Raw genomic sequence first — 21917 nt, forward strand, 5'->3', positions numbered from 1 at the left:
CGATTTTAGGAGTCTATATTACGAATAAAAAACTTTAAACTCTATGTGTTTTAAATTTAACTTCCAAATACCTAGTTATATGTGATAAAATTGCATTTATTACTAAATATATAAGAGTAATAACTATCCAGATTTCAAAAACCAAATAAGTGGATGCCATAAGCTCCATCCCCTGAAAAGTCAACTCAGGTATAGATATGACCGATAATATAGCAGAATCTTTTATAGTGGAAACCATTTGGCCTGTCAGTGGCGGTATTAATAGCGGTAATACCTGAGGAAACTCAATATATCTCAACCGCTGTAATTTATTTAATCCTAAACTTTTAGATGCATCAATCTGACCTTTATCAACGGATTTTATAGCCCCTCTTACCATTTCAGTTATATACGCTCCTTCATATAAAGAAAGAGCAATTATTCCAACTAAAAAAACTGAAATTTTATCTTTCGGGACAAAAAAGAAATGAAGCAGAAAATTATACCTGTCATCTAAATTTATAAAAAAATCATCTAACCCCAGAGCATTTATTATTTGATCTCCTAAAAAATAATAAACTACAAAAATAACAACTATAGAAGGGATATTTCTTATAGATTCCACATATAATATACTTATTAATCTGAAAAAAAGATTCTTTGAGCTCTTAAATATCCCCATAATAAATCCAAAAATTGTAGATAGTATTATGGAGTAAATACTGATTTTTAATGTATTTAAGATACCAACGACTAACACATTAGCTTTAATTTGCCCCTCTTCCACCACAAAAAAATATTGAAAAACAGATCCCCACTGCCACTGATAATCAAGATAATTATCTATTCTATGGAAAAAAAACCATATTAAAAATAATATCAAAATTGTTAAAAAAACATCAACTTTAGTAACATTTAGTTTGTATTTCATTTTATATATTGTAAATTAATTTACAAATTCATCATTTAATCAACTTTTCCCAATCTCTTGTATAAAACCAATAATGCTTTTTCTCCTTCAAAAACCCTTCTGCTCTTACATATGTTATCCAACTATTTAAGAAGTTTAAAAAATCCAAATCCCCTTTCCTAATAGCAAAACCGATAGGCTCTTTAGTAAAAGTTTCTGTGACGGGTAAAAATAATTTATCAGAATGTTTTATTGCTTGAAATGCCGGCATTGGAGCTGAAGCTACAACAGCATGAGCTCTTCCTAAAAGAAGCTCTTGAATAGCCTGTGATTCGTCATCAAATAGTTTTATTGTTGCCTTAGGTATATATCTTCTAGCAGCCACTTCAGCAGTCGTACCTATACGAACAGCAATTATAACATCCTCTTTATTAAAATCTTCTAAAGAGCTAAATCCTTTTGCTTTACTTTTATTTGCAACAATTGACATTCCAGAATAATCATACGGAATAGAAAAATTTACTTTTAAAGCTCTTTGTGGAGTAATACTCATACCTCCAATAATAATATCAAATTTACCTGTTAATAATGCTGGAATGATACCCGACCATTTGGTCGGAATAAATTGAACTTTAACTCCCATATCTTTAGCCAAACGTCTCGCAACATCAATCTCAAAACCAATAAGCTTTCCATTCTTATCATACATCGCCCATGGAACAAATGTAGACATACCTACTTTTAGGACTCCTTTCTTCAATATTTTATCAAGAGTACCTTCTAACGCAAATAACCTGTTAAACATTAACAAAAATATAATTAACATCATACATGTCTTTTTAGAAAATTTCATGCATCACCCCATTTCATTTTATAACTTAGCAGTTTTAATGTCATTGAAATTATAACATTTATAATAAAATAAGTAAATGCTACTGTAAGCCAAATTTCGAAAGTCATAAATGTCTCAGAAATTGCTTTTTGTGCTTGCATTGTTAAGTCATAAACGGCTATAACACTCACTAATGCTGAATCTTTGATCAATGAAATAAAAATATTGGTTAGGGGTAATATAACCTTTTTGATTGCTTGCGGTATAATAATGTAATACATGGTTTTTGTTTTGTTTAATCCAAGGCTAAAAGACCCTTCCCATTGACCTTTATCTACGGACTCAATCCCAGCTCTAACTATTTCGCAAGCATAAGCACCTTCAAAAAAACTCAATGCAATTACTGCTGACCAAAACCCGGAAATATTAAAAACTGGAGCAATTACAAAATAAAAAAAGAATATTTGGATTATTAAAGGAGTATTTCTAAATACTTCCACATAAAAATACCCCAAAAGTCTTGCAACAAAAGAGTTAACCACTCTAAAAATACCAAATGCAAAACCCAAAATACTAGTTAAAATAAAAGATAATAAAGAAATCTGAAACGTTACAAAAAGTCCTTTTAAAAATGGGCCTAAAATTATTTTACCATCATTAACTATTAGAAAAAATTTAAATATGCGAAACCACTGCCAGTTATATCCTAAAGATGTAGCTCCTTGGAAGAGGAAAAAAAATAATAGGAAAAAGAAAATACCAAAAAAAACTAGCTCGATAACTTTTTTTCTCATTTAATAGTAATATAACCAAAAATAGATAAAAATAAAAGTACTAAATTTATCATACGCATTACCTGTTTTGGTATTTTTAAATAAGGAAAATCTTTTTGGGAAATATTTTATTATACGTGTTTAATAGTAAATAATCAGCTATTGTCCTCAAGTCAGTGATTTCTATTTTTTACACTTAAATAATTAGCAAAAATCGCGTTGGCACAAATAGTTAGAAACTTTACCATATCACTGTCACTTCTTGATGTGATAACAATTGGTACTTTTGCACCAACAACTACATTTGCGACATCTGCACCCATTGTCATTGCCCAAGACTTATAAAGAAAGTTTCCAGCCTCAATATGTGGCACCACCAGAATATCGGCATTTCCAGCCACAGGATTATCTTTTAACCCTTTCTTTTCTACTGCATCATAATACAATGCAAGATCATAAGAAAGTGGACCATAAACAATAGCATCGTCCCATTTTAATTTTGTCAATTCCTGATCTAAAATTGTTGAAGGTATTTTTTCTGTTGGTATCTCATTTGCCTCAAGAAGAGCAACTTTTATATCAGAAATTCCGATAGCTTTTGCTACATCTATGGCATTATTAATAATATCAACACTTAAATCTATTTTACCTTCAGGAAAAAGCTCTGTATTTATAGCAGGATCAGTGAGCAATATAAATTTTTCTCTATCATACAGCTCAAAAATACTTACAAGACTTAATCTCCGTCCAGAGGGAATACCGGTTTTCTTATTTAGTATTACTTTTAGCATTGAAGCGGTATTAATATTCCCTTTCATTATAAAATCAACTTCGCCTCTATTGATAAGCTCGATACCTTTTAGAGTACAATTTTGGAAGTAATTTTCGTTGTTATCAATATGTTCATATATATAATGCTTTTGAAAAATAAGGTAATCACTAAGATTTTCTTCTAATGTTACTCTATCACCCACAAGAAATACTTTGTTTATAATCCCTTCCGCTACCGCTTTATTGATAGCATCAATAGATGATTTATCTGGATTAATTACCACAATATTTTGAGGGGTTATTATTTTTGCAGCTTGTATTAAATCTTTCATTTTTTTACCTTTTGTTTTTAAAAGCATTGAAGTACCATAATATAATGCAGCAAAAATTTTAGATTTTTCAGTTATTGACTCAATCCTGTGTCTTAAAGATGAATCAAAATAAATAGTATCACCTTCCGTTAAAAAGTACTCTTTTCCATCAATAATCATTTTAATTTTTCCTTCAACAACATAAATAAATTCTTCTCCATTGTGGACACTTTCATCAACTAAATAATCCTTTGTTTTATAAATATCTACAATAAAAGGTTCTATAGCTTTACCTGAATATTTTGGTGCAAGACTTTCATAAATCAGATAATTTTTCCTTTTAACTACAACTCTTTCATTAGGTGTTGTTTTTACAATTTTCTTTTTTTCATAAGACTCACCAAACAAGATTGTTGCAATGTCAACATTAAAAAAAGCAGATAATTTTAGAAGTTGAGAAACCGATGGCTGAAGTTTATTTGTTAAAATATTATCTACTTCTTTTTCACTGATACTTAATAATTTCGCAAGTTCTGACTTATCTATACCTTTATTTACTAAAATTTTCTTAATATTTTTCCCTATATTATCATAGTCGTCTTTACTCATATATCTTGGCATTATCTTCCCCTTTTAAAACCCTTATAGCACCATTTATTAATGCTTCAATTTCATATTCTCCAGGAACTACGTATATTTCTGACATAAAACCAACATAATTTTTTATTTTTTCCACAATAAGTTTACTATTTGCTAACCCCCCAGTAAGAACAATTCCATCAATTTTTCCTTTAGCTGCAGCAAACAACCCACCAATTTCCTTAGAAATATTATACACAAAAGCATCCAAAACCTTTTTCGCCTTATTATCACCATATCTAATCATATTTTCTACTTCAATCATATCTTTTGTTTTTAAATGTGAATAAAATCCAGATGACTTTATGATTATTTTTAAAAAGTCATCTGGGGTAATATTTTCGTTTTTTAAATATTCAACAATACCATCCACAGGCAGTGTCCCAGCCCTTTCAATAGCAAAAGGACCGTCACCATCAAGACCATTATTTACATCAACTACTTTTCCATAATAGTGGAGCCCTATAGTTATACCTCCACCCATATGAGCTACAATTAATATAGAATCATCGTAATTTTTTCTTAATTTTTCTTTTGCAATATATCTTGCCACTTCTTTATGATTCAATGCATGGAATTTACTTTTTCTTGTTATTGAACTTACTCCAGTAATTTTTGCTATATCCCACATTTCGTCAATAATTGGTGGATCCACTATAAAAGCTGGACAATTATATATGTTTGAAAATTCACTTGCTAAAATTCCACCTAAGTTTGCAGGATGTTCACCATTTATGCCATTCTTTAAATCTTCAATCAGTTTTTCATTAACTATATACACTCCACCTTCTATATTCTTTACTAATCCACCTCGAGCAACAATAGCATCAAAGTTTATATCTTCAAATGTACTTTCTTTTAAGTATCTTTTAATATGATCAAATCTGAAATCCTTTTGTTCTATGACATTCTTTAATTTTAAGAAATTTTCATCTAAATGTTCTACTTTTGATCTATATATCTTTCCATCAAAATATATACCTATTTTTGTAGATGTAGAACCTGGATCAATTGCTAAAATATTCATAAAAGCTCCTTAGGTTTAATTACATTATATATAAAAAAACTAAATCTTTATCGTACTGATACTTTTATTATAAAAACTTTATAAGTTTTTTGATAAAATCACTTTAAAAAATAATCATAATCATCTTTTCTTATTGTTCTTATCATATTTGTTGTTCCAGGAACACCAGCAGGATAGCCTATAGTTGCAATAAATACGTTATCAGGTTGAAAAGTTTTAGAGGTTGCTTTTAAAAATTCCACTAGTAATTCATCTGCATTATCAGTATCTTTACTGATCATATAGTTTGTTACACCCCAACAGATAGCTAATTGTCTTAACACTTTCTCATTAGTAGCTACAGCATAGATTGGACATTTTGGCCTTGCTATTGATACCCTTCTTACACTTGCACCACTTTTTGTAAAGACTACAATACCGTTTGCTTTTAATTCTTTAGCCAATTTAACCGCTGTTTGAGCAATTGCACTACTAATTTTTCTATGATTAGTCAAATCATTAAATTTGTAAAAAGGGTAAATTTTCTCTGTTTCTTCTATGGTTTTTACCATAACATTTACTGCATCTATAGGAAAATTACCAATAGTGGTTTCATCTGAAAGCATTACTGCATCGGTACCATCAAGTACTGCATTTGCAATATCTGATACTTCAGCTCTAGTTGGTCTAGAATGCTTAATCATAGATGTTAACATCTGTGTAGCTGTTATTACAGGCTTTGCAGCTTCATTCGCCTTTTTTATTATCATCTTTTGAACTATTGGTACTCTTTCCATATCTATTTCAATGCCTAGATCACCTCTCGCAACCATTACTCCATCACTAACTTCTATAATCTCATCAATATTAGTAATAGCCTCATTTTTTTCTATTTTTGCAAAAAGCGGTACATCCCCTCCATTCTCTTTAATAATTTTTTTTGCAAGTAGAACATCATGTTTTGTTCTAACAAAAGATAATGCTACTATATCAAATCCTGCTTTTATTCCAAATTCAATATCTTTTTTATCTTTATCCGTAAGGGCAGATAAGTTTAAATCCACATTTGGTAAATTAAGCCCTTTTCTTGACGAAATAATACCAGCAGATAGAATTTCAGAAACTATATAATCTTCTCCTTTTTCTAACACTCTAAGCTTAACGGTTCCATCTGCAATATAAAAATAATCATCAACTTTAATAGTTTCAAAAACTTCTTTAACAGGCAATGGTATAGTTTTTCCTTCACCAACAAAGTTACCATACACTATTTTTACTACATCCCCTATTCTCACAGGTATAGGTTCTTTTATCTCACCTAGTCTTAATTTTGGTCCAGATAAATCCATAAGGGTAGCAATATATGTATTTTTCTGTTTAGAAATACTCCTAATCATTTTCAACAACTTTAAATGTTTTTCATAGTTTCCATGTGAAAAATTAAATCTAAAAACATCAACTCCAACTTCTATTAATGTCTCAATAATTTCTGGTTTTTCTGTGGATGGTCCTACTGTGGCAACAATTTTTGTTTTCTTCATTTTTACTCCCGAACACTCAGCTTTACTATAATAATATACTGAAAAGAGAGAGGTATCAATGAAAAACTAGGCTAAACTAGTTTCCACATAAAATGCAGCAACTAGTTAATAATAAACAATTTATAATTATTTTCTCAAAGAAAATCCTCTATTTTTAAACACTTTAAAAGAATATATAAGAAAGTATACGCTTTTACTTCCCCAAAATTAAATCCTTTATTCGTTTATGTTCTAGCAATGAAGAAAATAACATTGTCACCATGTAGTGCATAAGCAGAAACTTCTTGTTTTTCATAAACTATACACTGAAAACTTTCTTAAAGAACTATTTTCCACTAGTCGTGAATACTATATAATAAAAAATGCCCCAATTAGGGGCATTTTCATATGCGTCAGCCTGACGCATATGATTAAGCTCAGCTAAACCCACTTGGGCCACCACTACATGATGACCCACCACTACCACCAGAGATTGATGAAATTGTTGATATCAGTTTCTCAACATTTTTACTTTTGCAGTGCGGACATTCTACTTCATCGTTAAGCCTAAAAACAAGTTTTGTAAATTCTTTTCCACATTCTTTACATCTGTACTCATATATTGGCATATAGTGCCACCTCTTTATAAATATTTATTTAATGCATCAATATATACACCTTTTGGTTGAACTCCTATGAACTGCTCTACAACTTTACCATCTTTAAATATCATAACAGTCGGAATACTCATAATACCATATCTTGCAGCAAGACCTTGGTTCTCATCAACATTCACCTTACCAACTTTAACCTTACCTTCTAATTCAGTAGCAAGTTGGTCTATTGTAGGTGCAAGCATCTTACATGGTCCACACCAAACTGCCCAAAAATCCACCAAAACTGGAATATCACTTTCCAATACCTCTTTTTGGAAATTTTCTTCTGTAAAATTCAAAGCCATATTTTAACCTCCTTCAAATATTCATAGATAATATATAACTTCTCTTATAATTGTCAATTAGAAAGCAGCTGTTTTTCCATTCACAAAAATCACACGACTCAGATTTTGTATATTTACATTTATAAATCATTCCAAGTCTTGTAATAGCAAAATCATATTTTACAGGATCATTTTCATCTATACCCCTAAAAAACTCAGTTATTTTTTCCATATTGCTTCTATTATTTTTTTTATTACATATAATATTGCAATTATATGAATATGTCAATATATGAATATCCAAAGGAGCTTTCAGTCTTTTTGAACTGTATCCTGACCACAACCCAAAATCTATTTCATCTTTCCTAACCATCCACCTAAAAAACATTCTAATTCTTTTAGCTGCTGACTTATTTATATCAGGCATTAAAAATATCAGACCTTTTGTTTTTTTATTGTCAATATAACTGAAAAAATCGCTTCTAAGTTTTTCATAAGCTATTTCAATATCATCTGATTGCCTTATAAAATAATTATACAATGATCCATAATCTGTGTATACTTTATGTAAAAACTGATAGAAAATAAAGATATCGTTCTTATTTTGAAATCTGTAGTATATATTCTTTTTAACTTTATTTACAAAAGGATCTACCCCATATTCTGTAAAAAATTGATCTAAAAACCTCTGAATCAAACTGACTTTACCATAGGCAAACACTGAAGAAACAAATGCAACAAACTCCTTATTACCTGGTAATTTATGAGGGTATAAAATAGGATCAGAACCAATAAACTCCTTTTTATTGTATTTTTTATAAATCAAATTTAAAAAAGATTTCATATAAAAAGGAGGGAACCCCTCCTATATAAATTCACTATTCTTTCTTCTCAAAACTGTTCTGAGCACCACATTCAGGACATTTTCTTGGTTTACATCTACCCTCTTTTTCATAACCACATTCTTTACATTTAAAAACTGCCATTTAAACCTCCTTATTACTGTTTTTTACAGTTTTTACAAACTCCAGAAATTGTTATATCAATATGGTCAATTTCAGCTATTATCATTTTATCGTAATCAAGGCTAACAGATTCTAAATCATAAACTTTTTTACAAACTCTACATACAAAATGTCCGTGATCACTTGTATCAGGATCAAATCTACTACAGTTTGGATCCACATTTATCTGTTTAACAGCTTTAGATTTCACCAGAGTATCAAGAGTATTATAAATGGTTGCGAACGAAAATTGCTTATTCTGCCTTCTAAGATCATCATATATTTCTATTGCAGAAGGATGATTTTTATTACCATCTAAATACTCAACAATCCACATTCTTGGCTTTGTCAATTTAAATCCTGCTTTTTTCATAGCCTCAACAGCTTTATCTTTAAACATAAGCAACTCCTAAAGTTATTTTGCTGGATATATGTTTGTTCTAATAATTTCTAATTTAGAAATATTATAATCCCAAAATTTAAAAAATTCAAGTAAATTAAATCCACCCATAGGAGATATTTTCAACACTACTCTTCGTACATCTTTATGTACCAAATAGTTATCAATATATAATATTTTCTTCTTACCTTTTTTAGTTACTTTCTCATAATAGTTTTTACCCTCAAGTAAAATTGATGAAAAAATTTTTTCTGTAATACTATCAAACTCAAACACCTGAATACAGCTATCAAAATTTTCACCTCTATATTCATTAATTGATTTTATTTTAAAACCTGACCTCAAGTTATCGTTTAATTTAATAATTGTCTTTTCAACATCTAAAAGTTTATTGCATTCCACTATTAAAATCTCATTTTCTCCACCAATTCCCAGAGGGAGGGGATAAATGTAGTTAATCTTTGGTTGCGGATTAAAACCATAACTAAATTGTAACTCAATATCATTTATTGTAAGTATATGCTGGAAATATCTAGAAGTATCAAGAGCCGAATAAAAGATAGCATCCCCTTTCTTTTCAAATCTAATTAAATAGCTTTTATAATTTTCTTTTTTTCTTTTTCTAACAACTATAGACTCTTCTTTTGAAAAAATATTTTTTATTTTTTTAAAATCACAAACTCCACAACCTGTACACTTATTAAATCTACAATCTTCAGTAATTATACTACCTTCAGCTTTTTTTAACTCATTTATTAAAAAATTTTTTTCTAGCCCCACATCAATATTTTCCCAAGGTAACTTTTCATTAAAACTATATTTTTTACAAGCATATTCAAAAATATCTAATCCATTCCTTGCAAAAATATTTTTCCATTTTTCAAAGTCAAAAAATTCAGACCATCCATCAAAAATTAATCTTTCTTCTACAGCATCATTAAGTACATTAGTCAATTCAACTCCTCCACGTGAAAAACAAGCCTCTAACACACTCTGACCAATATTATGTAATTTTAGTTTTATTTTTTTATTGCGCATTTCATTTTTTAAAATATCTTGCTTTCTTTTAAGAGAAAAAAAACGGTCTTGACCTATCCACTGATAGGGGGTGAAAGGTTTAGGAACAAAATTTGAAACAGAAACTGTTATATCAAATTTTTTATCAACCACCCTCTTAATCTTTCCTGCAAGTGTTGTAATTGAAACAACATCCTCATCAGTTTCAAACGGTAAACCTATCATAAAATAAAGCTTTGCATGATTAAATCCACTTTTATGAGCTAGTTCAACTGCATTAATTATTTCTTCTTCAGTCAAATTTTTATTGATACTATTTCTTAATCTTTGAGATCCAGCCTCTGGAGCAATTGTAAAGCCTGATTTTCTTACTTTAGATAATTCTCTAAAAATAAATTTTTTTATTTGATCTGCCCTTATAGATGGTAAACTAATAGAAACACTTTTGTCAGATAAATAGTTATTCATTTCTGTCAATAAATTTTCAAGATTACAATAATCAGCTGCTGAAAGAGATAAAAAAGATAACTCATAATAGCCAGAGTTTCTTATTTGTTTCAAAGCATTTTCTATTAAATCAGTAATCTTTCGTTCCCTTACTGGACGGTAAATGAATCCTGCCTGACAAAAGCGACACCCCCTTGTACAACCTCTACTAATTTCCAAACTAACTCTATCTTGAACAACAGAAAAGTTTGGAACAATTGGCTTATTACAATAACCTTCCGATGGAAATTCTGTAAAAACCTTTTTTATTACTTTTTTATCGCTTTGTACTTGTGGAACATAAGTAAAATCAAACTCATTAAAAAATTCTAACTTCTCTCTTCTGCTAGTATATAGACCTCTACTAAAATCTCCTAAAATTTTTACAAGCTCTTCTTCCATTTCCCCAATAAAAAAAACATCGATAAAATCTTTTAAAGGTGCTGGATTTACTACACAGGGTCCACCTGCAATAATTATAGGATCATTATCTTTTCTATTTCTAGAGAATATTGGAATATCAGACATCTTTAAAATATATAAAAGATTTGTATAAGAAAGTTCATATTGAAGAGAAAATCCTATAATATCAAATTGTTTTAAAGGAGTTTTTGTTTCTAAAGAAACAAAAATTCCATTACCAAAACGATCAATAGCATCTATCCATGGCATAAAAAATCTCTCACATGCTATTTGGCTGCCTTCATTTAGCTTTTCATACAAAAGCTTAAATCCATAGTGAGACATTCCAACTTCATAAACATCGGGAAACGACAAACAAAAGTGTAACTTATAACTCTCCTTTAAAACTGAATTCAGTTCACCGCCTAAATAACGTAACGGTTTACTAACCATTAATAATTTATTCCTATCAACTGACAATGTCATATCTCCTCATTGATATTGAGTTTATTATTCCCGATAATGTAAAAAATGTTATAATTGATGATCCACCATAACTAACAAAAGGCATAGGAATACCCACAACTGGCATCAATCCAACAGTCATAGCACTATTTACAAATGTCTGAAAAAAGATCAATGAAGCTCCAAGTAAACAAACAATCTTTCCTCCTGGCTCTTTTACAATTAAACCAATATATAAGATTTTGAATATAATAAAAAAAATGAAAGTTAAAACTGTTATACCACCAAAGAAACCAAACTCTTCATTTATTAGAGAAAAAATAAAATCTGTATGTCTTTCTGGTAAAAATCTCAAATGTGATTGTGTACCCTTTAAAAAGCCTTTTCCTTTTAAACCACCTGATCCAATAGCAATTTTAGACTGTATAACATGATAGCCAGCTCCAAAAGGATCTTTTTCTGGATACAAAAAAGTTATTATACGTTTTTTTTGATAATCCTTAAGTTGACTCCACCCTATAGGTAAACTTATTAATACAAGTATAATTGTAACAAATACCGTATATTTTCTAACTCCACAATAAAGAAGAGCAATTCCCCAAAGAAATACATATATAAGAGCAGTTCCTAAATCAGGTTGTAAAAAAATTAATATAAAAATAGGTGCAAGAAATAATACTTTTTTAAAAATATCTAAAAAAGTAAAATAGTATATTTCGTGGGTACTAAATTTTTTTGCTAAGAACAATATCCATACAACTTTAATAAATTCTGAAGGCTGTAATCTAAATCCACCTATATTAATCCATCTTTGCGCACCCATTCCAATATGCCCTTTAATAAGAACAATCCCTAGAACAAGTAAACTGATATAGTAAAAAATATGAGAATATTTTAATAAAAACCTATAATTAATAAATGTAAATAAAAAATAGCATATGATTCCAATAGTAATCCAAATTATTTGTTTTAGATAAAAACTTTTAAAACTGTTAGTATTTAAATCATATGAAGCAGAATATATAGCTATAACACCAAAAATAGAAATTAGAACTACTAATAATGTTAAAATATAATCAAAATATTTAAAATGTTTTTTATTTAATTGAAACATAACCTAAATCCACCAATTTATTTGCAATAGCACCAACTACAGGGGCCGCTCCTTTACTGCCAGAGCCGCCATGTTCTACAAAAGCAACAATCACATATTTTGGAGAATCGACAGGAACAATACCTGCAAACCAAGAATGATCTCTATACTTCCATGGAATTTCACTATCATCTTTATCCTTAAACTTTTTCAATGATATCACCTGTGCAGTTCCTGTTTTACCACCTATTTTTATTTTACTTACTCTCGCTCTATAACCTGTTGCATGTTTCGAATAAACTGTATCATATAAAGCATCTAAGATTTTATTAGCATATACTTTGTTAATATTTAGTCTATTATTGATTTCTACTTTCTTTTCAATAAAACCTCTATCTTCAAAGCCATAAACTACTGTTGGTTTAAAAACTATTCCACCGTTAAATAGAGCCGTCAACATTGCAGCTATCTGAATAGGTGTGGTAGTAATGTATCCTTGCCCAATAGAAACAATAATTGTTTCTCCTGGATACCATGGCTGATGAAAACGTTTTCTTTTCCATTCTCTTGTAGGAAATATCCCTGATTTCTCATTAGGTAAATCTATGCCTGTCTTCTTCCCCAAATTGAAATTTATTGCATACTCAGAAATTTTATTTATACCTAAAGCAAGTCCCACATTATAAAAGTAAACATCACAGGATTGAACAATAGCATCATGTAAGTCCAAACTACCATGTCCACTTCTTTTCCAACAGCCATACTTATATCCATTAAATTCCAGTTTGCCGCCACAGAAATACTTAGTATTGAAAGTAATAACCCCTTCATTCAGCCCAATGTAAGCCATTAATATTTTAAAAACAGATCCAGGAGGATATGCATCTTCTATCACTCTGTTTGTCAATGGTTTATAAGGATTAGATATAATTTTATCCCAATCATCCTTTTTTATAAAAGGTACAAACTTATTCAAGTCATAAGTAGGAGAAGAGTAAAGAGCCAAAATCCTCCCTGTTTGTACATTCATTATTACTACACCACCAACTTTATCACTAAAGATATTTTTAACTGACTTTTGCAAGTTATAATCAATACTTAGTACAATATTTTTACCTTTAATGGGCTTTTTAACAGATAATTCTTTTGATACAAAACCCAAACTATCAACTTCAACCTGTCTTGCACCATCAATTCCTCTAAGCTCATTTTCATATATTTTTTCCACACCTGACTTTCCAATCAAATCACCTGAACGATATCCTTTATTTTTCTTCAAATCAAACTCTGTAACTTCCCCCATATAGCCAATTATATGACTCAAACTCTTACTATCATTGTAAAATCTAACAGTATCCACATCTAGCTTTACTCCAGGAAATTGTTCATGATGTTCTAGGAGATAACTCAATTGTTGTTTTTTCAAGCCTCTATAAATCATAAATGTACTATAATAATACGCTTTTTTATATCTCTTACGAATTAAATTCTCGTCAATATTAATTATTCTTTTCAATCTTAATAAAAGTTTATCAAGATCTTTTATATCAGATTTAGTAGCCATAAGATTATAACTGGGCTGGTTTGTAACAAGCAAAATACCATTTCTATCTTTAATAAAACCCCTGTCAGCCTTAATTCTTAAAATTCTGATTCGATTATTCTCAGATAAATTTTTATATTTTTTATATTTAATTACCTGCAAATAAAAAAGTTTTGCAACAACACTTAAAAAAAATAAGAAAAATACTATCGAGTACAATAATAACCTTTTATTAAAAATAGTGTTTACTCTATCATCTAATGCTTTAAACAAGATATTTCTCCAAAACGAAATTTAACAAAAACATGCAAATAGAATTTATCAATAAAACTACAAGCAATAATTTTATATTGCTATTATGATAATACAAAAAAACAAATCCAAGAAAGACTAATAGTACTGTTAATTTACCAATAAAAATATAATATTTTTGATTATAAAATAAATTAAGATATCTTGAGAATAAAAATTTTAAAAATAAAAAAAATAACAAACTAACCCCAAAGAAAAAATCGTTAATATAGTCTGAAAATAAAGATAACAGTATATCAATTTCGTTTACATTGATAATATCTATCCTTTTAGAAGCAATTAAAATTAAAAATGGATATTGTATTAAACTTAGAAAACCATCAAACACATTAGTAATTATATAAAAAAAAAGCAATAAAGATAAGAACTTACTAATTGTTTTGAGTTTTTTCATTTTTCAAGATAACCAATACATTTTCTAATTTATAAAAATTCACTATAGGTTTTAAATAAACCTTTTTAAAAAGGCCATAATCTTCATTATCATATTTTACAACAATTCCAACAGGTAGCCCTTTTGGGTAAAGCATTCCTAAGCCTGATGTTATAAACAAATCTCCTATATTAACTTTACCAATATTTGAATAAAAATCTACTTCTAGTAAACCATAATCGGTGCCAGACACAAAACCAGTTTCTCTTGTGTTAAAATTCATAACAGCAACTTTCAAGCTTCTATCAAGAATAATTTTAACTTTTGCGCTATTCTTATATAATTCAACTACTTTTCCAACAAGTCCTTTACTGCTTATTACAGGCATATCTTTATCTAATCCATCATCACTGCCTCTATCAATTATTATATATCTAATTAGACCATAATTGTTTCTACCAATCACATTACATGCTATTGTATCAAATTCAAAAGCTTCTTTAAAATTGAGAAGTTTTTTTAGCCTATCAAGCTCTTTTAACTTTTCTTTTAACTTAATATTTTCAAAACTTAATTTGTCTAATTTATCTTTTAGAATTTTATTTTCTTCTTTAACATTTACTAAATCAATATATTTATCAAATGTCGACACTGAGAAATCAATTGAACTATCCGCTAAATAGATAAAAGGATTTAAAATATTTCCTAATAATCCTTTAATAGGCCTATAAGTTTGTGGCATTTCATACTGCATAAAAATTATAAAAAGTAAAATAAAAAATAAAAAAAAATATCTTTTTTTAAAGGTAAACATTAATCAATAGCAATTTTCCTTAATAAGTCTAGTTCCTCTAAAACTTTTCCAGAACCCAAAGCAACGGCGGTAAGAGGATCATCAGATACAATTATCGGTAATCCAGTTTCCTCAGATAGCCTTTTATCTAATCCTTTTAACAATGCTCCTCCTCCAGTTAAAACTATACCTTTATCTACTATGTCAGCAGCAAGCTCTGGAGGAGTTTTCTCTAAAGCAATCTTTACTGCATCCACAATCTTGCTTACCGCATCATTCAACGCTTCCCTTACTTCATCATCAGTAATTTCTATTGTTTTAGGTATCCCCGTAACTAAATCCCTCCCTTTAATTTCTACGCTCATTTCTTCTTCTGTCTTAAAAGCTGAACCTATTTTCATCTTTATCTGCTCTGCAGCATTAGTTCCTATCAAAAGATTATATTTTCTTTTTATATAATTAACAATCGCCTCATCCATTTCATCTCCACCTACTCTAACAGAATTTGCATATACAATACCAGAAAGAGAAATAACTGCAACTTCCGTTGTTCCCCCACCAATATCTACAATCATATTACCAGTAGGCTCTTGTATTGGTAGCCCAGCACCAATAGCAGCAGCCATAGGTTCTTCAATTAAATAAACCTCTCTTGCACCTGCTTGTATTGCCGAATCTTTAACAGCTCTTTTTTCAACCTGAGTACCACCAGACGGTATACAAATAACAATCCTTGGCCTTACAAGTGACTTTCTATGATGAACTTTCTGTATAAAATAACGAAGCATCTTTTCAGTAACTTCGAAATTTGCAATTACACCATCTTTCATGGGTCTTATAGCCACAATATTTGCTGGCGTTCTACCCAACATACTTTTTGCTTCATTACCTACTGCCAGTATTTCACCTGTATTGTTATTTATTGCAACAACAGATGGTTCATTACATACAACACCTTTTCCTCTCACATAAATCAACGTATTTGCTGTCCCCAAATCTATGGCTAAGTCGTTAGAGAATATATCAAAAATTTTATTAAAAATCATTATTCACCTCCGAAGTGAACTATATCAAACTTTTTAAATTGTATCAACATCTATAAACTCTACATTCAATTCTTTGGTATCCAAAACCGCAAAAGTGGCTGATTCAGCCATATAACCTGATAATGCCCCGGGATTAACAATAAGTTGTCCGTTTTTATAAAACTTATACTTTACGTGGGTATGACCGTAAAAAACAAAATCAACACTTTTGTCAATTAACATTGCAATATCACCTTCATGTAACAATAAAAATTTTTTTTGGTCAAACTCAAATAAATATGGCGGTTTAAAAATTCTATTATCTGAAGCCTGTTTTAGAAATAACCATTCACCATCATTGTTTCCAAAGACCACCCTATAATCACATTTCAATTCATTCATAATCTTTATCGTGAAAGGAGAAACTATATCTCCACAATGAAAAACAAAATCTACTCCACAGCTATTCAGGTAGCTTATACATTTCTTCATATTAGTTATATTATCATGGCTATCAGAAATAAGTCCCACCTTCATAATATACTCCTAGTAGTATAATTATCTTAGAAAGAATATTAAAAAACGTCATAAATAAAACCACCTCCCAAAACCAAATCATCTTGATAAATGGCAACAACCTGTCCTTTTGTTGGTGCAAATTGTGGTTCATCAAATAGAATTATTGCTTTATTTTCAGGTAAAATTTCCACCATACAATCAGCTTCTTCCATCCTATACCTTATTTTTGCTTTTGCTTTAAATATTCTTTTCCTTTCGTTTATAATATTTACATTTTTCAATTTTACACATCTTTTAAAAACATTATCTTTTTTTGCTAAATAAACATTTCCACTGTTTGCATCAATATTTGTAACATATAATGGTTCATGATAATTGAGGCCTAAGCCCCTTCTTTGTCCTATGGTAAAAAATTCTATCCCTTCATGTTGTCTCATCTTTTTACCATTATAAATCAAATACCCCTTCTTAAACCTTTTAGAATCAATCCTTTCCTTTAAAAATTCTCTATAATCTTTGCCACATAAAAAACAAACTTCCTGACTATCTTTTTTGGAAGCTACTTTTAACCCTATTTTATTAGCTAATTCTCTAACTTCATCTTTAGATTCTACATCTCCATGTGGAAAATATAATAAATTTACTTGGAAATTATCCAGCAATGCCAAGTAATAAGATTGATCCTTTTTCAAGTTTTTAGCTTTACCAATATATTTTAAACCATCTTTTTCAACAACTTTTGCATAATGCCCAGTCACAATCATTTCAGCTTTGTTTTTTTGCATTTCATTGAAGAGATAAACAAACTTTGCATTTTTATTGCAAAAAGCACATGGATTTGGTGTTTCCCCTTTTCGATAACTATTTATAAAATATGATATAACCTCTTTAAAATGACTACTATAGTCAGCATAATACCATTCTATCCCAAGCTTCTCCGCTACTTTTCTTGCATCATCTATAAATTGAGTAGGACCATCAAATAGTTTTAGTGTAACGCCAACAACATCAAAACCTTTTTCTAACATTTTATACGCAGCAACAGAACTGTCAACACCACCACTCATTGCAACTAAAACTTTTTTACTCATAATTCACCTTGTTTTAATTTCATTCTCAAGTTATTATATTTTTCAAAACATAACTATTGAAAAAAAAATAAAAATGCAATAATGATTTTCAAAAAAAATAAAAAAGGAGTGAAAAATTTATGGATAACCACAGAATTGAAAAATTAAATGACTTAAAAGCGATGGGTATAAACCCATATGTAAGCTCATTTAAAGTTCCATTTAAAATATCTTATATTAAAGAAAAATATATAAATTCTTCAAACGATGAGTTATTGGAAAAAAAATACAGAGTCACTGTTGCTGGTCGTGTTATGGCAATAAGAGAGTTTGGTAAGGCTGCCTTTATAGGTATTAAAGATAGAAGTGGAACTATTCAGATATATATTTCTAAAAAAGACTTAAGTGAAGAAGAATATACTGTTTTCAAAAAAACTGATATTGGTGATTTTATAGGTGTATCTGGTTATCTTTTTAAAACTAAGACAGGCGAACTAACTATATTTGCTGAAAACTACAAAATTCTTACTAAGGCCTTGAGAGACTTACCTGAAAAATGGCACGGTTTAAAAGATGTAGAAAAAAGATATAGATTAAGATATGTTGATTTGATTGTAAACGAAGATATAAGGCAACTTTTCATAACTAGAAGTAAAATAATCCAGGAAATGAGGCAATATTTCATTGAGAATGAATTCATTGAAGTTGAAACACCTATGATGCAACCTATTGCTGGTGGAGCGACTGCAAAACCATTCATTACTCATCACAATGCTCTTGACATGAAACTTTACTTGAGAATAGCTCCAGAACTTTATTTGAAAAGATTAGTTATTGGAGGACTTGAAAGAGTCTTTGAAATTAATAAAAATTTTAGAAATGAAGGTATTTCAACAAAGCATAATCCAGAATTTACCATGGTGGAATGGTACATGGCATATGCAGACTATTATGATCAAATGTCATTTACTGAGAATATGTTATCTACCATTGCTCAAAATGTTCTTGGTACTACTAAAATTACATACGGTGATTATGAAATCGATTTAACCCCTCCTTGGGATAAATTAACTTTAGAAGAGTCAATAGAAAAATACACAGATATTAAAAAAGAGGATTTGAAAGACTTTAATAAGGCAAAATCTTTAGCAGAAAATCTTGGAATAAAAGTTGAAAAAAATTGGGGCTTAGGAAAGATAGTTCTTGAAATTTTCGAAAAAACAGTAGAAGAAAAACTGGTTCAACCAACATTTATTATAGATTATCCAAAAGAAGTATCTCCACTTGCTAAATCAAAACATAATAACCCTGAAATTACAGAAAGATTTGAACTTTTTATTGCAGGGATGGAAGTTGCCAATGGTTTTAACGAACTCAATGATCCTATAGACCAAAAAGAACGTTTTCAAAAACAAGTAGAAGCTAAAGAAGCTGGTGATGAAGAAGCTCATATGATGGATAACGATTATATTAGAGCATTAGAGTATGGATTACCCCCTACTGCTGGTCAAGGACTTGGTATAGACAGATTAGTTATGATATTTACAAATAAAAATTCAATTAGAGAAGTAATTCTATTCCCACATATGAGACCTGAAGAGGTATAATGTATTTAGTAACAGAAGGTTTAGAGAAATATTTAATAAAAAGTAATATCTTCAAAAGTTTATCATTGAAGTTTTTAGAAAATATTTATGAAGCAGAAAAATTATGTGATAAAATAATTATTTTAAAATATAATAATAGGTTACAAAATATAATAAAAATACTTTTAAGAAAAGAAAATTTAGTAATTATTTTATACGATAACATTGGCGAACTACCAAAAAAGTTTATCAATAATAAAGATATAATTCTTATTAATTTAAGCTTTTTAGAAAATGAACACTTTCACCCTTTTTTCTTTTCACTTCTTCAATGCTTAAAATCAAAGCTTAATGACATACAAATATTAAATGAAAAAATCTTTGATCTTGCTTTAGCTTCAACGAACGTATTAGAAGAAAAAGAACGGATTGAAGAGCTTGCAATTAGAGATGGACTCACTGGATTGTATAACCATGCATATTTCCAAGAGTCACTAAACAAAACATTCTTGGAAGCTAAAAGATACGGCAAAAGCTTTTCCGTAATAATAATGGATATTGATTTCTTCAAAAAAGTAAATGATACATATGGACATTTGGTAGGTGATTTAGTTTTAAAAGAATTTGCTAATATCTTAGTAGCTAACTCAAGAAAATCTGATATTATTGCTCGTTATGGTGGAGAAGAATTTTCTGTAATTTTATTAAATACTCTTTTTGAAGGTACAAAACAATATCTTGACAAGTTGATGCGCATTATCTCAAATCATATTTTCGATTTTAATAGCTTTGTGTTTAAGGTTACATTTAGTGCTGGTTTTACACAGTTTAAAAATAGCTATAAATCTGCTAAAGAGATGCTAGAAAAAGCTGATAAGGCACTTTATAAAAGTAAAAATAACGGAAGAAATAGATACACTTATCTTGAATAAATATGGAAAAAATTAAACAAATAAGCTTACTTTTAAAAAAAATTTATCATGAAAAAATTCTTGCCAGAAAAGTAATAGATGATTTTATAAGAAAACAAAATTTAAATTCTAAAGAAAGAAGAAAATTATCAGACTTTCTATATGACTGTATAAGGTATATAGGTTATGTGAGAAGTCAAAACTTCCAAATCACATTTGATGAAATATCAAGACTTAAATCTGAAGAGTTTACTCCAGATATAGATACGTTAGTAACTTTGTTTGGTTTTAATGAGGAAATAGCAAAAAAAATTTTAGTTAGTATTAATCCTAAAGATTTTAAGCTCTTTTTAAGGCGTGCACCTCTTACTATTAGAGCAAATATGTTAAAGACAACTCGAGAAAAGCTTTATTTGGAATACTCAAAAAAATTAAAAAAATACGAATTAAAATTTACAGAGTATTCACCTTATGGATTACAATTTGATAATCATATTAATGCTAAGACTCTAAATAAATTTAAAAAAGGATATTTTGAAATACAAGATGAAGCCAGCCAGATTATAACCTTTTTAGTACCTGCAAAACCAGGAAACAATATTTTGGATATTTGTGCAGGCAGTGGCGGCAAATCTCTTTCTTTAGCAAGTCATTTTTACAATAGTGTAAATATTGATGCTTATGACATTGACAAAAAAAAATTAGAAATATTAAAAAAAAGAGCAAAACTAACTGATGCTAAAATAAATATAACTAAAAAACCAAAATCTTTTTACTACGATGTTGTATTAATGGATGCACCTTGTTCTGGGCTTGGGACTTGGCGTAGAGACGTAGATTTAAACATTAGAACAACCGAAAACTCTTTAAATAAAAAAATAGAATTACAACGCAAAATTTTTGATAATTCCCTAAAAGCAGCAAAAAAAGGCGGTTATATAGTATATGTCACATGTAGTTTTTTGGTTGACGAAAATGAAATGCAAGTAGATTATTTTTTAAAAAAATATAAGAATAAAATTGAGTTGATATCTGTATCAGAATCTCTTGATCCTAAATACTATTCTAAATTGATAGTTAATAACTTTTTCAAAACATCTCCAGCACAAAATGATATGGATTCATTTTTTGGCGCTATTTTCAAAAAAACAATTTAAGCATTCCTCATTTCTACCATACAGAAAAATAGTAATAAAATGATAAAATGAAAGATATAGTGTTGATCATCATTCTCAAC

At 29.1% G+C, this 21917-nt stretch carries 21 protein-coding genes; 3 read left to right on the top strand and 18 right to left on the bottom strand.

All coding sequences use genetic code 11. The features are described 5' to 3' along the window. Positions 1–34: 34 nt before the first annotated feature. The 18 genes from OWK30_RS10555 to mnmA all read right to left on the bottom strand — a co-directional run bounded on the left by OWK30_RS10555 (position 35) and on the right by mnmA (position 18204). Positions 35–910 (bottom strand): amino acid ABC transporter permease, encoded by an 876-nt coding sequence (locus OWK30_RS10555; RefSeq protein ID WP_423326302.1) that lies wholly within the window; start codon positions 908–910, stop codon positions 35–37. 31 nt (positions 911–941) lie between these two features. Continuing rightward, positions 942–1742 carry a transporter substrate-binding domain-containing protein gene (locus OWK30_RS10560; RefSeq protein WP_423326304.1) on the bottom strand — a complete coding sequence of 267 codons (801 nt, stop codon included), beginning with the start codon at positions 1740–1742 and terminating at the stop codon, positions 942–944. Continuing rightward, positions 1739–2515 carry an amino acid ABC transporter permease gene (locus OWK30_RS10565; protein WP_423326306.1) on the bottom strand — a complete coding sequence of 259 codons (777 nt, stop codon included), beginning with the start codon at positions 2513–2515 and terminating at the stop codon, positions 1739–1741. Before OWK30_RS10565 ends, OWK30_RS10560 begins: the two co-directional genes overlap by 4 nt. 152 nt (positions 2516–2667) lie before the next feature. Beyond that, entirely contained in the window at positions 2668–4197 is a 1530-nt protein-coding gene (locus OWK30_RS10570; RefSeq protein ID WP_423326308.1) for a phosphate acyltransferase, read from the bottom strand. After that, positions 4178–5242: a butyrate kinase gene (buk, locus tag OWK30_RS10575; protein WP_423326310.1), complete on the bottom strand. Its 1065-nt coding sequence runs from the start codon at positions 5240–5242 to the stop codon at positions 4178–4180. The genes OWK30_RS10570 and buk overlap by 20 nt, the downstream gene beginning before the upstream one ends. 98 nt (positions 5243–5340) lie before the next feature. Continuing rightward, positions 5341–6762: a pyruvate kinase gene (pyk, locus tag OWK30_RS10580; RefSeq protein ID WP_423326312.1), complete on the bottom strand. Its 1422-nt coding sequence runs from the start codon at positions 6760–6762 to the stop codon at positions 5341–5343. A 416-nt stretch (positions 6763–7178) separates the two neighbouring features. After that, positions 7179–7370 carry an FmdB family zinc ribbon protein gene (locus OWK30_RS10585; RefSeq protein ID WP_423326314.1) on the bottom strand — a complete coding sequence of 64 codons (192 nt, stop codon included), beginning with the start codon at positions 7368–7370 and terminating at the stop codon, positions 7179–7181. Positions 7371–7384: 14 nt separating this feature from the next. Beyond that, complete coding sequence (trxA, locus tag OWK30_RS10590; RefSeq protein WP_423326316.1) at positions 7385–7702, bottom strand: thioredoxin; 318 nt, start codon at positions 7700–7702, stop codon at positions 7385–7387. Between the two features lie 13 nt (positions 7703–7715). Further along, a complete protein-coding gene (locus tag OWK30_RS10595) occupies positions 7716–8525 on the bottom strand; it encodes a TIGR02757 family protein (RefSeq protein ID WP_423326318.1) in 810 nt (269 codons plus the stop codon). Between the two features lie 34 nt (positions 8526–8559). Next, positions 8560–8667: an RCKP-type rubredoxin-like domain-containing protein gene (locus OWK30_RS10600; protein ID WP_423326320.1), complete on the bottom strand. Its 108-nt coding sequence runs from the start codon at positions 8665–8667 to the stop codon at positions 8560–8562. 13 nt (positions 8668–8680) lie between these two features. Next, on the bottom strand, positions 8681–9085 hold the full coding sequence (locus OWK30_RS10605) for a Fur family transcriptional regulator (protein ID WP_423326322.1): 405 nt from the start codon (positions 9083–9085) through the stop codon (positions 8681–8683). Positions 9086–9100: 15 nt separating this feature from the next. After that, on the bottom strand, positions 9101–11476 hold the full coding sequence (locus tag OWK30_RS10610) for a TIGR03960 family B12-binding radical SAM protein (RefSeq protein WP_423326324.1): 2376 nt from the start codon (positions 11474–11476) through the stop codon (positions 9101–9103). Further along, complete coding sequence (gene rodA / locus OWK30_RS10615; RefSeq protein ID WP_423326326.1) at positions 11460–12569, bottom strand: rod shape-determining protein RodA; 1110 nt, start codon at positions 12567–12569, stop codon at positions 11460–11462. Before rodA ends, OWK30_RS10610 begins: the two co-directional genes overlap by 17 nt. Continuing rightward, positions 12553–14364: a penicillin-binding protein 2 gene (mrdA, locus tag OWK30_RS10620; RefSeq protein WP_423326328.1), complete on the bottom strand. Its 1812-nt coding sequence runs from the start codon at positions 14362–14364 to the stop codon at positions 12553–12555. Before mrdA ends, rodA begins: the two co-directional genes overlap by 17 nt. Before the next feature lie 410 nt (positions 14365–14774). Next, positions 14775–15530 (bottom strand): rod shape-determining protein MreC, encoded by a 756-nt coding sequence (mreC, locus tag OWK30_RS10625; RefSeq protein ID WP_423326330.1) that lies wholly within the window; start codon positions 15528–15530, stop codon positions 14775–14777. A gap of 59 nt (positions 15531–15589) precedes the next feature. Beyond that, a complete protein-coding gene (locus tag OWK30_RS10630) occupies positions 15590–16615 on the bottom strand; it encodes a rod shape-determining protein (protein ID WP_423326332.1) in 1026 nt (341 codons plus the stop codon). Positions 16616–16648: 33 nt separating this feature from the next. Continuing rightward, positions 16649–17131, bottom strand: a complete 483-nt coding sequence (locus OWK30_RS10635) for a metallophosphoesterase (protein WP_423326334.1) — start codon at positions 17129–17131, stop codon at positions 16649–16651. A gap of 38 nt (positions 17132–17169) precedes the next feature. Further along, complete coding sequence (mnmA, locus tag OWK30_RS10640; protein ID WP_423326336.1) at positions 17170–18204, bottom strand: tRNA 2-thiouridine(34) synthase MnmA; 1035 nt, start codon at positions 18202–18204, stop codon at positions 17170–17172. A 119-nt stretch (positions 18205–18323) separates the two neighbouring features. On the opposite strand from mnmA, the gene lysS reads away from it, so the two are divergent. The 3 genes from lysS to OWK30_RS10655 are packed head-to-tail and all read left to right on the top strand — an operon-like array spanning position 18324 to position 21837. Beyond that, positions 18324–19790 carry a lysine--tRNA ligase gene (gene lysS, locus OWK30_RS10645; RefSeq protein ID WP_423326338.1) on the top strand — a complete coding sequence of 489 codons (1467 nt, stop codon included), beginning with the start codon at positions 18324–18326 and terminating at the stop codon, positions 19788–19790. Next, positions 19790–20701, top strand: coding sequence for a GGDEF domain-containing protein (locus OWK30_RS10650; protein WP_423326340.1), 912 nt, complete (start codon positions 19790–19792; stop codon positions 20699–20701). Before lysS ends, OWK30_RS10650 begins: the two co-directional genes overlap by 1 nt. 2 nt (positions 20702–20703) lie before the next feature. Further along, complete coding sequence (locus OWK30_RS10655; RefSeq protein WP_423326342.1) at positions 20704–21837, top strand: RsmB/NOP family class I SAM-dependent RNA methyltransferase; 1134 nt, start codon at positions 20704–20706, stop codon at positions 21835–21837. The last annotated feature ends 80 nt before the right edge of the window (positions 21838–21917 follow it).

The organism is Deferribacter abyssi (assembly GCF_049472655.1).
Lineage (GTDB): Bacteria > Chrysiogenota > Deferribacteres > Deferribacterales > Deferribacteraceae > Deferribacter > Deferribacter abyssi.

Bases quoted from the DNA above. Each gene is read 5' to 3' on its own strand.
- OWK30_RS10630 (WP_423326332.1), bottom strand. From the start codon at position 16,615: ATGATTTTTAATAAAATTTTTGATATATTCTCTAACGACTTAGCCATA.
- OWK30_RS10605 (WP_423326322.1), bottom strand. From the start codon at position 9,085: ATGTTTAAAGATAAAGCTGTTGAGGCTATGAAAAAAGCAGGATTTAAA.
- pyk (WP_423326312.1), bottom strand. From the start codon at position 6,762: ATGAAGAAAACAAAAATTGTTGCCACAGTAGGACCATCCACAGAAAAA.
- mnmA (WP_423326336.1), bottom strand. From the start codon at position 18,204: ATGAGTAAAAAAGTTTTAGTTGCAATGAGTGGTGGTGTTGACAGTTCT.
- OWK30_RS10585 (WP_423326314.1), bottom strand. From the start codon at position 7,370: ATGCCAATATATGAGTACAGATGTAAAGAATGTGGAAAAGAATTTACA.
- OWK30_RS10565 (WP_423326306.1), bottom strand. From the start codon at position 2,515: ATGAGAAAAAAAGTTATCGAGCTAGTTTTTTTTGGTATTTTCTTTTTC.
- OWK30_RS10650 (WP_423326340.1), top strand. From the start codon at position 19,790: ATGTATTTAGTAACAGAAGGTTTAGAGAAATATTTAATAAAAAGTAAT.
- buk (WP_423326310.1), bottom strand. From the start codon at position 5,242: ATGAATATTTTAGCAATTGATCCAGGTTCTACATCTACAAAAATAGGT.
- rodA (WP_423326326.1), bottom strand. From the start codon at position 12,569: ATGTTTCAATTAAATAAAAAACATTTTAAATATTTTGATTATATTTTA.
- OWK30_RS10610 (WP_423326324.1), bottom strand. From the start codon at position 11,476: ATGACATTGTCAGTTGATAGGAATAAATTATTAATGGTTAGTAAACCG.
- trxA (WP_423326316.1), bottom strand. From the start codon at position 7,702: ATGGCTTTGAATTTTACAGAAGAAAATTTCCAAAAAGAGGTATTGGAA.
- mreC (WP_423326330.1), bottom strand. From the start codon at position 15,530: ATGCAGTATGAAATGCCACAAACTTATAGGCCTATTAAAGGATTATTA.
- lysS (WP_423326338.1), top strand. From the start codon at position 18,324: ATGGATAACCACAGAATTGAAAAATTAAATGACTTAAAAGCGATGGGT.
- OWK30_RS10595 (WP_423326318.1), bottom strand. From the start codon at position 8,525: ATGAAATCTTTTTTAAATTTGATTTATAAAAAATACAATAAAAAGGAG.
- OWK30_RS10555 (WP_423326302.1), bottom strand. From the start codon at position 910: ATGAAATACAAACTAAATGTTACTAAAGTTGATGTTTTTTTAACAATT.
- OWK30_RS10560 (WP_423326304.1), bottom strand. From the start codon at position 1,742: ATGAAATTTTCTAAAAAGACATGTATGATGTTAATTATATTTTTGTTA.
- OWK30_RS10570 (WP_423326308.1), bottom strand. From the start codon at position 4,197: ATGCCAAGATATATGAGTAAAGACGACTATGATAATATAGGGAAAAAT.
- OWK30_RS10600 (WP_423326320.1), bottom strand. From the start codon at position 8,667: ATGGCAGTTTTTAAATGTAAAGAATGTGGTTATGAAAAAGAGGGTAGA.
- OWK30_RS10655 (WP_423326342.1), top strand. From the start codon at position 20,704: ATGGAAAAAATTAAACAAATAAGCTTACTTTTAAAAAAAATTTATCAT.
- OWK30_RS10635 (WP_423326334.1), bottom strand. From the start codon at position 17,131: ATGAAGGTGGGACTTATTTCTGATAGCCATGATAATATAACTAATATG.